The sequence below is a fragment of the Paenibacillus sp. 10L310 genome (assembly GCF_056395745.1).
On sequence record NZ_JBFTKC010000001.1, the window covers coordinates 549,753 to 562,554 of the forward strand.

Annotated in this window: 11 protein-coding genes; 9 read left to right on the top strand and 2 right to left on the bottom strand. The window is 47.5% G+C overall.

Annotated features, from left to right (window positions below; all coding sequences use genetic code 11):
• Nucleotides 1-37: 37 nt before the first annotated feature.
• A complete protein-coding gene (locus AC1DE7_RS02840; protein ID WP_340982986.1) occupies nt 38-2,518 on the top strand; it encodes an EAL domain-containing protein in 2,481 nt (826 codons plus the stop codon).
• A gap of 138 nt (nt 2,519-2,656) precedes the next feature.
• Here AC1DE7_RS02840 and AC1DE7_RS02845 read toward each other — a convergent pair whose 3' ends face one another.
• Together AC1DE7_RS02845 and yhbH are read right to left on the bottom strand one after the other, a co-directional pair.
• Nucleotides 2,657-4,093: a SpoVR family protein gene (locus tag AC1DE7_RS02845; protein WP_076252399.1), complete on the bottom strand. Its 1,437-nt coding sequence runs from the start codon at nt 4,091-4,093 to the stop codon at nt 2,657-2,659.
• On the bottom strand, nt 4,090-5,259 hold the full coding sequence (gene yhbH, locus AC1DE7_RS02850) for a sporulation protein YhbH (protein WP_036609998.1): 1,170 nt from the start codon (nt 5,257-5,259) through the stop codon (nt 4,090-4,092). The genes AC1DE7_RS02845 and yhbH overlap by 4 nt, the downstream gene beginning before the upstream one ends.
• Nucleotides 5,260-5,568: 309 nt before the next feature.
• Between yhbH and AC1DE7_RS02855 the strand changes: the two genes are divergently transcribed.
• From AC1DE7_RS02855 to AC1DE7_RS02890, 8 genes are all read left to right on the top strand, one after another.
• A complete protein-coding gene (locus AC1DE7_RS02855; protein ID WP_477533707.1) occupies nt 5,569-6,903 on the top strand; it encodes an MFS transporter in 1,335 nt (444 codons plus the stop codon).
• 424 nt (nt 6,904-7,327) lie between these two features.
• Nucleotides 7,328-8,596, top strand: a complete 1,269-nt coding sequence (locus AC1DE7_RS02860; RefSeq protein WP_477533708.1) for a sulfotransferase family protein — start codon at nt 7,328-7,330, stop codon at nt 8,594-8,596.
• Nucleotides 8,593-10,524, top strand: coding sequence for an asparagine synthase-related protein (locus tag AC1DE7_RS02865; protein ID WP_036609989.1), 1,932 nt, complete (start codon nt 8,593-8,595; stop codon nt 10,522-10,524). The genes AC1DE7_RS02860 and AC1DE7_RS02865 overlap by 4 nt, the downstream gene beginning before the upstream one ends.
• A 65-nt stretch (nt 10,525-10,589) precedes the next feature.
• Nucleotides 10,590-10,724: a paeninodin family lasso peptide gene (locus AC1DE7_RS02870; protein WP_338708241.1), complete on the top strand. Its 135-nt coding sequence runs from the start codon at nt 10,590-10,592 to the stop codon at nt 10,722-10,724.
• A gap of 53 nt (nt 10,725-10,777) precedes the next feature.
• Nucleotides 10,778-10,915, top strand: coding sequence for a paeninodin family lasso peptide (locus tag AC1DE7_RS02875; RefSeq protein WP_174806426.1), 138 nt, complete (start codon nt 10,778-10,780; stop codon nt 10,913-10,915).
• Between the two features lie 139 nt (nt 10,916-11,054).
• On the top strand, nt 11,055-12,002 hold the full coding sequence (locus AC1DE7_RS02880) for an aldolase (protein WP_338708242.1): 948 nt from the start codon (nt 11,055-11,057) through the stop codon (nt 12,000-12,002).
• Nucleotides 11,999-12,298, top strand: a complete 300-nt coding sequence (locus AC1DE7_RS02885) for a lasso peptide biosynthesis PqqD family chaperone (RefSeq protein WP_017689560.1) — start codon at nt 11,999-12,001, stop codon at nt 12,296-12,298. The genes AC1DE7_RS02880 and AC1DE7_RS02885 overlap by 4 nt, the downstream gene beginning before the upstream one ends.
• Before the next feature lie 4 nt (nt 12,299-12,302).
• Nucleotides 12,303-12,785: a lasso peptide biosynthesis B2 protein gene (locus tag AC1DE7_RS02890; protein WP_017689559.1), complete on the top strand. Its 483-nt coding sequence runs from the start codon at nt 12,303-12,305 to the stop codon at nt 12,783-12,785.
• Nucleotides 12,786-12,802: the final 17 nt, after the last annotated feature.

A 12,802-nucleotide genomic window follows, 5' to 3' on the forward strand; every position in this document is an offset into this window, starting at 1 on the left:
ACATACAAGGCATTTCCCGGTTGAAAGGACAGAGTGAGTGGAGCACCTACATGGCACGTACAACTTAGAACTTGTTATTTTATCCTATATTATTGCATCGTTAGCTTCATACGCTGCCCTTGACCTTGCAGGCCGTGTAAGTCAGGCTAACGGGATGGCGAGGAATGTATGGCTTACCTGCGGTGCAGTATCGATGGGGCTAGGAATCTGGTCCATGCATTTCGTAGGTATGCTGGCTTTTGTTCTGCCTACGCAAGTCTCCTATTCCACCGGTAAGGTTGTTTTATCTGTTCTACTTGCTATTGTCGCATCGGGGGTGGCCTTGAACATTGCGGGTAGACAATCGGGCAGGATAAGCAAGCTCATGATTGCTGGAGTACTGATGACGGCAGGGATCAGCTCGATGCATTATGTGGGAATGGCAGCGATGTCAATTCCGGTTACGTATGAACCAGGCAGAGTGGTGTTATCTATTCTGATTGCAGCGCTTGCTTCATTTGCGGCATTGTGGCTCATGTTTTTCTTCCGTTATCATCAATCAAGACATACTTGGGTTTACAAGATGGGCAGCGGTCTCATTATGGGTATTGGAATCTCTGGCATGCATTATACCGGGATGTCAGCGGCACATTTCCATCATTCACATGGCTCGATGGTAAGTTCAGGTATGCAGATTGAGCCAGGTATTCTCGCCTACTTGATCGCATCGGGCACATTTATTGCTTTGGGTTTGACGTTGTTTGGCATATTTATCAATCAGCGAATGTCACAGAAAGATCGACGGATTCATGAGAATGAGCAATGGTATCAGGCCCTGTATCATAACCATTCGGATGCTATTATTTCAGTGAACAAGGAAGGTATTGTTAAAGGGATTAATGCTGCTGTAACAACAATCACTGGATATCCTGAAAAAGAGGTCATGGATCGTTCCATTGATGAGATCGCTCAGCAAATCGATATAGAGTGGATAAGTGAATTTGATTCCATCGATTGGGATGATCATGGGCTGGAGCAGGCGCACTACATGGCCAAAATGAGAGATGTGCAGGGTGAACTTCTGGACCTTAGTATTGTTGTAGTTCCTGTTGTCATTGATGGCAGACATGTGGGAAGTCACATTTTGATCAAAGACGTAACGGAGGAGAAACAGGCTCAGGAGAAGATTCGTCACCAAGCTTTGCATGATCCGTTGACGGGGCTGCCCAATCGGCGCAAGTTGGATGATGTGCTGGCTTGTACGATTAACGATTCAGCAGAAAAAGGGAACTCTTTTGCCGTTATGGTGATGGATATAGATCGTTTCAAGATGATTAATGACTCGCTGGGACATTCCATTGGAGATGTATTTCTAAGAGAAGTGAGCAACCGGATCATGAAAGCCATAGAAGCTTCTGATCCCTTGGCTATGGAGAATGTCATGCTGGCCCGGATGGGCGGGGACGAGTTCACACTCGTTGTGACCCAGGATCAAGCGACAGAAGTAAGAGTGGCAGAACTTGCAAAACAGATTGTTGAAGCCATTCAGTTACCTTATCGACTGAAGGAGAATGACTTTTACGTAACCGCCAGCATTGGAATTGCGATGTATCCGGATCATGGAGTGGGTGTGGATGCTTTGCTGAAACATGCGGACTCCGCCATGTATGAAGTGAAGAAAAACGGCAAAAATGGTTTCCAATTCTACACGGCCCAACTGGATTCGGAACTATATGAACGTATTGAGCTGGAGGGTTATCTTCGTAAAGCGTTGGAACGCGATGAGATGGTCCTGTACTATCAACCACAGATTCGTACCGAGGATAGCCGCATGATTGGTGTGGAGGCTCTTATACGTTGGAACCATCCACTCAAAGGTCTGCTCGCACCCAATGTGTTTATCCCGCTTGCAGAAGAGACAGGCATGATCTATGAGATTGGCAATTGGACGCTGCGGGAAGCATGCAGGCAGATGAAACTCTGGCATGCCAGTGGCGGACCACTCATTCCGGTATCGGTTAACTTGTCCAGCCAGCAGTTCCACCAATCCAACTTGGTAGAACAGGTCAAGAATGCACTCTTGGAGACAGGGCTGGATGCTCGATATCTGGAACTGGAAATAACAGAGAGCATGATGATGGATGCAGCCGTATCCACGGCGATTCTTAATGAACTGACAGCCCTGGGTGTGAAGATCAGCCTGGATGATTTCGGTACGGGATACAGCTCACTCAGTTATCTGAAGCATTTCCCGATTCACAAGCTCAAGATTGATCGTTCGTTTGTGACGGACATTACAGAGAGTCACAGCGATCAAGCCATTGTGGCGACCATTATATCGATGGCACAGAATCTCAAGATGGAAGTCATTGCTGAAGGCATTGAGACGAAAGGCCAACTGGATATTCTGATGCAGAATGATTGCCGCGAGATTCAGGGATATTATTTCAGTCGGCCACTGCCGGCAAGTGAAGTGGAGCATGATTTTTTTGTGCCGCTGCGATTGCAGGGTAATAGTACACCACCGGCACCATCCTAATTTTATGTATGCCAAGCGGCAAGTTCCCGTGTATGTCGGGAACTTGCCGCTTTTTATGTCTTATCTTTTATTAATCATTAATCTCACTCATGATAAGAGCATTTATCTTTTCGTTTCCAATAATGATAATCGAAAACCTTACATAAACTTGCGGTGGTGCTTCTTGCCATCATACGTAAACCAGATCGGTTTATCCTCGACACGTGTCTCCACATGTACCGTACGTCCCCAGAGGCGATACAGATAAGGCAGAGTGCGTTCCATATATTTCAAATCCAGCTCGATGCCTTCATATTGATGTTTCAGCACGAGTTCCCCTGTCCGCAGATAATCAGCATCTTGCACGACCAAGTAAGGGGAGCCCCCGTTGACACGTGAAAATACGAGCTGATCCCGTATGTTCTCCCAGGACTTGTCGGTGATTTTCCAGTCCGGGCCTTTTTTCTCAAATACGTAGAGGTCCAGATCCTCGGTTAATTGCTTGGTCATGTAATTGCGGATAAAGGAGGTATCGGAATCGAATTCACGCACCTCGAACATTTTGGCACGACCTTGCCCTGGTTTGCGGCCCCAACGTTCCTGTTCTTCACGGGTTGGGTTATCCCAGCGCCGTTCAATATCCTCAAAGATCTTCAGTCCCAAATAATATGGATTCAGACTTTGTTTGGATGGCTGCACCACGGAGGAGTTGAGCTTCGCAAATTCGATCGTATCCTCACTGTTCAGATCGAGCTCACGGATAATGCGTTGATGCCAGTAGGATGCCCAGCCTTCGTTCATGATTTTGGTTTCCATCTGTGGCCAGAAATATAACATCTCCTCACGCATCATACTCATGATATCCCGTTGCCAGTCGGTCAACACTTCGGAGAATTCCTGAATAAACCACATGACATCCTTCTCCGGTTCAGGCGGAAAATGATGAACCTGAATACCTTCAGCGGGTGCTTCTTCGGTCTGCACGTCATCAAGTGACCACAGATCATCATAGCGGCCTTCCGGCCGTGGTTTTTTCTCACCGCGCTGCTCCCGCATTTTCATCTCCATGTAGCGTTGTTTGTCCAAATGGCGGGGTTTAATCAGCTGTGGGTCCACATGTTCCTGAATTGCGATCACGGCATCGATAAATGCTTCAACCGCTTCCGTTCCGTATTCCATCTCATAATTGCTGATCCGATCCGCCGTAGCGGCCATGCTTTCGACCATATTACGGTTGGATTTGGAGAAGCGGGCATTGTTTTTGAAAAAATCGCAGTGTGCCAATACGTGGGCTACGATCAATTTGTTCTGAATCAGGGAATTGCCATCCAGGAGGAAGGCATAACAAGGGTTGGAGTTGATGACAAGCTCATAAATTTTGCTGAGTCCAAAATCGTATTGCATTTTCATCTTATGAAATGTTTTGCCAAAGCTCCAGTGGCTGAATCTGGTCGGCATGCCGTAGGCTCCAAATGTATAAATAATATCCGATGGGCAGATTTCGTACCGCATGGGGTAATAATCCAGGCCAAAACCATTGGCAATCTCCATAATCTCGGCAATAGCGTATTCTAGGTCGCGGATCTCATCTGTCATCTAACGCTGCCTCCTTCCCGTTTCTGGAAAAAGCTGCGCAAAGCTTTGTACACTTCGCCTTTTTCTTTGATCACATAATACATGAACTGATCCATCTTGATATGACGATAAGCCGACATCAGTGTGCTACTGCGGTTGTACTGATTCACTTCGCCGTATCCAAACATATTGCTACGCTTCATTAACTCACCAATCAGCTTCACACACCGTTCGTTATCCGAGGTCAGATTATCCCCGTCAGAGAAGTGAAAAGGGTAGATGTTGTAGCTTGAAGGTGGATAACGACTGTCAATAATATCCAGTGCCTTCATATATACAGAGGAGCAGATGGTGCCTCCGCTCTCGCCACGGGTAAAGAACTCTTCTTCGGTTACTTCCTTGGCTTCCGTATGATGGGCGAGGAAAACAATCTCAACTTTCTCATACTGACGGCGTAGAAAACGGGTCATCCAGAAGAAAAAGCTGCGCGCGCAGTATTTCTCAAACGAACCCATGGACCCGGATGTATCCATCATGGCAATAATAACGGCATTGGATTGTGGAATGATTTTGTCTTCCCATGTCTTGTAGCGCAGGTCATCCGGACTGATGTGATGGATGCCTGGCGTACCAGTCGTTGCATTGCGACGCAGATTCTCCAGAATGGTACGTTTCTTGTCAATATTGGACTGCATGCCTTTTTTGCGAATATCGTTGAAAACTACCGTATGTGTCTCAATCAGGTCTTTATCTTTCTGCTTCAGATCGGGTAATTCCAGCTCAGCGAAGAGCATATCTTCCAATTCCTCAATACTAACTTCGGCTTCCACAATATCATGACCAGGCTGATCACCAGCTTTTTCTCCTTTGCCGGGTTTCTGCGAAGCAGAGGGATCACGACCGATGACGTCTCCGACCTGACTGTCACCGTCTCCTTGACCGACATGTTTTTGCTTCTGGTAGTTATACACAAAACGGTACTCATCCAGACTGCGGATTGGTACCTTGATGATTTGTTTTCCATCAGACATGATGATGTTTTCTTCCGTAATCAGATCAGGCAGATTCTGCTTGATGACATCTTTCACCTTTTGCTGATGGCGCTGTTGGTCCTGGTACCCTTTGCGGTGAAGCGACCAATCTTCCTTCGACACAACGAACGAGTAAGGCTGGTGTGAATTTGACATGTAGGCACCCCCCATTGATTACGCGGCACAGTTTGGCCTGTCGGTAATTAAGTATATTCACGGGCGAGGACGATATGTGATGAGAGTGGATATAAAATGATACAATTACGCAAGTTCACCTCAGAGGTAAGGTGAGTCGTAAGAACAGAACTGCACCATTTTTTACAGAAACAGTGAACAAGTGTGATATCCTTCCTTTACAATAGGAGAAAGACATCGATCTGGCATCTAATAGAGGTTGTTCAAAAAGTCCACTTAGACTTGTTGAACTCGCACTAATATAAAGATGCATGTAAAGGAAGGATTTATGTGAATAAAAAGGCGATCAAGGCTTGGATTATGTATGATTGGGCCAACTCGGCTTATGCAACAACTGTGCTGGCCGCAGTACTGCCTGTATTCTATGCATCGGTGGCTGCAGCAACGCTGGATACGGATACCGCCGCCTCCTACCTGGCCTATACACACTCCATTGGCATGTTGTGCGTAGCTCTGCTAACACCGTTGCTAGGCACGCTAGCTGATTTGTCAGGACGGAAGGGCGACTTCCTGCGTGTATTTGCAATTATAGGCGTCCTTGCTACATTGGGATTCAGCGCAATCGGTGAAGGGGACTGGTTCCTTGCTTCCGCGTTGCTGGTCATATCTACAATCGGTTTTGCGGGAGGTAACACCTTTTACGATGCAATGCTGCCAGATCTGGTACCCGTGGAACGAAGGGACATGATATCCTCCAAAGGTTATGCCTATGGTTATATTGGAGGAGGTTTGCTGCTTGCGGTGAACCTGCTGATGATTCAGCAACCGGGCTGGTTCGGGATGAGCAGTACACTGGCAGGCACAAGACTTGCTTTCATCTCCGTCTCGTTGTGGTGGTTGCTGTTCTCGATACCGATCTTTCGCCATGCTCCGAGATGGCCTGCATCACCGGATCTGCCCGGAACGTGGACAGGGTATGCTGCGGTGGGCGTACGCAGACTGCGGCAAACCTTTCGTCAGATGCGGCGTTTTCCCCAGTTAATCCGCATGTTGGTGGCTTTCTGGTTTTTTAATGACGGTATTAATACCATCATTCTTATGGCTACGATCTATGGGACAAGTATAGGCATAGGCACAGCCGACCTGATGCTCGCGCTACTGTTAACCCAGTTCATCGGGTTCCCGTGTACATTGTTACTGGGAGCATGGGCACAGCGTTGGGGAGCAAAGCAGGTATTAATCGTTAGCTTATCGGTCTACATATGTATTGTGATTCTCGGTTATTTCATGACACAAGCGATCCACTTCTATGTGCTCGCCGGGCTGGTTGGTGTCGTGCAGGGTGTGAGTCAATCCACAGCGCGTTCCCTGTTTAGCAATCTGATGCCAGCAGGCAGAACAGGAGAGTATTTTGGTTTTGTGAATATTACAGGCAAATTCTCTTCGATCTTTGGTCCATTTGTGTTTGGTTATGTTGGGCAGATCACTGGTTCCACACGTTGGGGTATTCTGTCGCTCATCTTCTTTTTCGTCGCGGGCATTGCTGTATTGTTAACCGTGAAGGTACAGAAGGGGATGCAGGATGTTACACGGGCAGATCAGGAAGAAGAGCGAAATGGGAGCGTTGGAGCTACTGGGAAAAGTTCAGATGTAAGATTTACCTGATGGTTGTTCACCCGTTTTCATATTAAGTTTCTCAACGGATTACGTATGGCTTCAGGCATTGTTCCTCACAGAACATGTCTGGAGCTTATTCGCGTTTGTGCAATCAGAACATAATTGATCCATGAATAAGTGCTTAAATGACAGACAGCAGAATACAGTGAAAGAGTATCAATTTATGAAAAGGTGAAAATAAAAGATTGACATGATACATTTTGTATCATAGAGTAAAACTATAAATACATATTGTATCCGAGAGTTGTCGAATGTAATCATGTGTTTTGCTTCATTCCCGGGTGAACTTCCGACGGAATATTGCAAAATGCTGACCTATAGCGTGCATATTACTCGTTTTGCCAAACACAAAGGTAGAGTCTGGTCTATCCCAGCTACACATTTATACTAATGAACAGAGGAGAGGCTGCCATTGATCGATGCTCAAGGTAACGGACTTGTTTTCTTACTATGTGTTCCCCGCAGTGGTAGTTCCTTATCCACCGTAATGCTGCAAAATCATAGTCGTATATTTGCCACCCAGGAAATGTGGTTTCTGATGAATCTTGTCGATTTACCCAAGGCTGATTCACGTGCTTACGGTGGCAGCTCCATCATGCGCCAGTTCTACAATGCCATGGTATCTGAGGATGTCTTCGAGAAGGCGTGCAGAAGTTTTGCTCTTGAAATCTACAATGGATTCCTGGAGGGGAGCGGAGCAGACTTCGTCGTTGATAAATCTCCGCGTTATTATTACATGCTGGAATGGCTGGATCGTCTGTTCCCACAGTCCAAGCGCATTCATCTCCAGCGTAATCCTCTGGCCGTAGCTGCATCATTCAAAAAGGTAAACCGCCACACAGGAGAAGGATTCGACCTGATTCATAGTCTGCAGAGCCCCAAATTAAATATGAAATCCGTAGATCTCACACTTGGGATGCTCCGCTTGAATGATTATTTTGCCAAACCCCATTCCAATGCGTATGAATTGCAATATGAACGATTGGTTTCCAATCCTCAGGAAGAACTTGAGAAACTATGCGCGTTTCTGGGAATTCGATATGAACAGGGAATGGAGCAGTATGGACAGTTTCTGGACAGTGCCAAGTCTGACATGTTCTACAGTATGGGCGTGGGTGATCCTTTCCTCTCTTCGCATCAAGAGGCACATCAGGGTTCTGTTAACAACTGGAAAAACATATTAGAACCACATGAAGTTGAACTGTATTGCCGTGTGATGGGGGCAGATCTGTTCCACCAGATGGGATACAGTGAACAGCTCGCAGAAGCCGAACAATGGACGGGTGTACATTATGATGCAAGTCCGGATCAAGAGGTCATTGACCGAATCACGCATCAGTTGACAGCAGCGACCGGTTGCCAGTGGCAACCACAATACCGAATGCAACCGGCAGATTCTGTCGTTCATGATCCGGTTGGGAATCTTAATGACCCAGTTGTCGAAGAACCGGAAAAGACAGACCCGACGCTAGCTGCACTGGTAACGATCAGACAGCTGCAAGCCGCATTACGTGCAGCAGATCATCGTCTGGAACGGGGTTACAGTGAGCGAGAACGCTTGAAAGTCCAGCTTGCTTCTGCTCAAAGCAAAATACAGCGTATCAAATCATGGGTACCATTTGGTCATCAGATCAGCGCATGGGCTTCACAGCGCAAGATTCTACGGGGAGGCAAGTCATGAGCGCCATAGCAGGAATTGTTCACAACGATGGTCAGCAGGCGCTATGGGAAGACAGCTGGCGTCTGTACGCAAGCCTGGGGCATGTCCCTGCGGATACAACAGGAGTGTGGAAAGGCAATGAGGCGTTCCTCAGCTGTCATGCCCAATGGATTACACCGGAATCGGTTAGCGAGAAGTTGCCTTTATATGATGAGGAAAGTGGTCTGACCATCACGGCAGATGCCATTCTGGATAACCGGGAACAACTGGCAGATCAATTACAAATATCTAGAGCTGAACTGGCTATGTTGGCGGATAGTGAATTGATCTTGCGTGCCTATCAGCGCTGGGGAGACGATGTAGCCGTCCGATTGCTGGGGGATTTTGTATTCGCGATATGGGATGAGCGGAATCGAAAACTGTATGCAGCGAGAGACATTACAGGCATGAGAGCTTTTTATTACCGACATGATGGTTCACGTTTTGCTTTCTGCACACTGATGAATCCGTTGCTCGGGCTTGAAGGGGTACATAAAGAACTTGATGAGACCTGGCTGTCCGAATTCCTTGCCATTCCTGACATGCATGATTCAGCAGATATCAATTCAACTGTATATCGGGGAATAAGCCAGCTGCCTTCTGCACATACACTTGTCTTCCGGGATGGGAGACTGGAGCTGAAGCAATATCATCGCTGGAATGAAGTGGAACCTCTAAGGCTTAAATCCGATGGCGAGTATGTAGAAGCGTTTCGGGAGGTCTTTGGGCAGGCGGTTGGATCACGATTGCGAACGCACAGACAGGTGGCTGCTGCATTAAGTGGCGGACTGGACTCGGGAGCCGTGGTTGGTTTTGCTTCCGGAACACTGAGAAGTCAGGGCAAACGGCTGCAGGCCTATAGTTATGTTCCCGTACCGGATTTCACAGATTATACGTCGAAAACGTTGCTCGCAGACGAACGGCCCTTCATACGTTCCACGATTAATCATGTCGGCAATATCACAGAGAACTACCTCGATTTTGAAGGCAGAAGTCCACTCAGTGAAGTAGATACCTGGCTCGACATTATGGAAATGCCCTATAAATACTTTGAAAATTCATTCTGGATTCGCGGATTCTATGAAAAAGCGAGCCAGCAAGATGCAGGCATCCTGCTCACAGGGGCACGTGGTAATTTCACCATCTCCTGGGGACCGGCTCTGGATTATTACGCCAGTCTACTGAAAAGTGGCCGCTGGTACCGCTGGTTCCGTGAGATGCAGCAGTATAGTGAACGAACGGGCATGCCTTTCTCACGTATAGCCAAGATCACCGGGAAAAAGGCATATCCGGATTGGTTCAAGGCTCAGTCCAAAGGAGCCAGCCAGGCCGCATCCGTACAATTGATCCATCCTGACTTTGCGCAGAGAACGGGTGTACTGGAAAGACTCAAATCCATTATTGTTCTGCAGGGCGGTGCCCAGGCTGATGCACTCAAAGTACGTGCCGAGAAATTTAATAACCTGGCCATTGCCAACAAAAACGGTGCTGTAGCTACGAAATGTTCTCTGCGTTACCGCGCTTGGGAACGTGATCCGACAAGTGATGCCAGAGTCATCCGGTTCTGTCTGTCCGTTCCGATTGAACAATATGTGAAACAAGGGACGGATCGTTCATTGATTCGCCGGGCTACTTCACCGGAGTTGCCTGACAAGGTCAGACTGAATCAGCGGGTACGGGGTGTGCAGCCTGCAGATTGGTTACATCGTATCATTCCGAATTGGGATGCCTTTACCGCTGAGTTACGTGCTTTGTGTTCTGACAGCAAGGTCGCTGGCATATTAAACACGGAGCGTATCAAATCCGCCCTGGCCAACTTTCCAAGTCCGAGACCAGAGCTTGCTTCACATCCAGATCTGCGATTGATGATGCATAGTCTGATCGTCTATCGGTTCATTCGGAAATTCTGATATAGCCCGGTGAACTGTGGGCCCGGATTTTTCTTACAATTGACTCATGATAGGAGGTGAATACGATGCAAATGGAAAAAAAGGAATGGCAATCACCAGCACTGGAAATATTGGAAGTCAACCAAACAATGGCGGGCACAGGTTACAAACATATCGACTGGGTTACGGTTCACGATGCGGATCTCTACGGAACTAGTTAGAAAGCTTTACCATATGCCATCATACTTAGAAGTGCGAAAAGGAGGTGAATACGATGCAAATGGAAAAAAAGGAATGGCAAGCACCAGCTCTTGAAGTGTTGGAAGTCAATCAAACAATGGCCGGTACTGGCTACAGACAAATTGACTGGATCACGGTTCACGATGCGGATCTGTACGATCCAACTTCCTAAGTTGTTTAGTTTTATGAAGTGTCATCATACTTAAAGGGCGGAAATGCAACAAATCCAGCTTTTCGCCTCCGCCCTTATATTGAGCAACATGAATATAAGGGCTTTTTTTTACATTTTATTACGAAGGAGGCGTCGTTCATTGTTGCCTGTGCATTATGTGGCGTATGGTCTGCGCTGGTCGAGCCAAATTCGAATGCCTGAACTACAGATCGCACCCAAGGATGCGGAGACTGATTTTGATGTCGTGGATGTGCACATCGAGTCTTCAGATCTGACCCCATTGTGGGAGGATTGGGATGTAGGCAACGACAACTTTGTGGCACGAGAGGGCAGTCTTTTTTTCAAAATCGAAGATACAGGTCTGTTTCTAATGGAGCATGGAAAGCGTATCGTTGTATCCCCTCAGCCAGGAGCGGATGAGAAAAAGGTCAGATTATTCATCCTGGGCACCTGTATGGCGGTCATTATGATGCAGCGTGGTATTCTTCCATTGCATGGTAGTGCAGTGGTTATTGATGGCTGGGCTTACGCATTCGTCGGACATTCGGGGGCAGGCAAATCGACACTGTCGGCCGCACTGGCATCACGCGGATATCCGCTTCTCACCGATGATGTTGTTGCACTGACCTGGGATGCTGGAGGAAGAGCTATTGTATCACCTGGTTACCCGCAACAGAAGTTATGGCAACCCAGTCTGGACGGCTTCGGCATGAAGGAACAGGATTATGCAACGGTTCACGCAGAGATTACAAAGTATGCGATACCTGTTCAGCACTATTTTCATGAGATGGCCGTACCATTAGGTGGAATATTTGAACTTGCTCCACAACCGGAGGAAAACCATACATCTGTTCAACTGGTTGAAGTGACGGGGCTGGAACGACTGCATCTGTTATGCTCGCATACGTTCCGTGGTGGACTCGTTGCAAGACAAGGGCTGGCACAGTGGCTGTTCGAGACGGCTTCAAGACTTTCAGCAAGTGTGGAGATTGGCAGATTGGTCAGAACGGGTGCTGAGTTTACAGCATTTGAGATGGTGGAGCGGATCACAGATCATATACGCAAAGGAGTGCATACAGGACAATGACAGCGACTACGCCGATGAATGTGGAAGACCGGGTAACCCGGAAGGAAGGCAATCTGGTCAGTGATATGGGCAGTGAGAAAGTCATGATGAGCATTAGCTCTGGAAAATACTATAATCTCGGGAGTACCGGTGGACGAATCTGGGACCTGATCGCAGAAGAACGCACGCTGGGTGAAGTTGTTGAGGTACTTGCTGCGGAGTATGAGATTGAGCCAGATGTTTGTCGTGAGCAGGTGGTGCAATTCCTGGAACATCTGTCCCGTGAAGGTTTAATCGACGTTACTCGCGGAGTGTAGAATGATGTTGCGAAAAATAAAGGCTTATCTCTCGCTCCCGCGGTCGATGCGTCGACTGGTATGGGAGGCCTATATCCTCCTTGGCTGGGCACGCATACAGAAGGCTATGCCATTTGCCAAAATCGCGCCAGGGCTGGGTACGCCTATGGTAGAAACACCGATGACAGGACTCGAACGCAGCGAGGTCATCACTATACGGAATATTTCCAAAGCAATTTCGCTCGCCAGCAAATATACGTTATGGGAAAGCCGCTGCCTTGTAATGGCGATTGCCGGGATGAAGATGCTTGAGCGACGCAAGATAGAGAGTACGTTATATATGGGGACTGCACGGAATAAGCAAGGACATATGATGGCTCATGCCTGGCTGCGAAGTGGTAAATTGATCGTGACCGGAGCTGATACTATGGACCAATATACGGTTGTCGGTGTGTTTGGCAAACGGTGTCCGGAGAAGGGATCTGGGGAGATTGTCTATGATACATGAAAGTGAACTCTATTCAT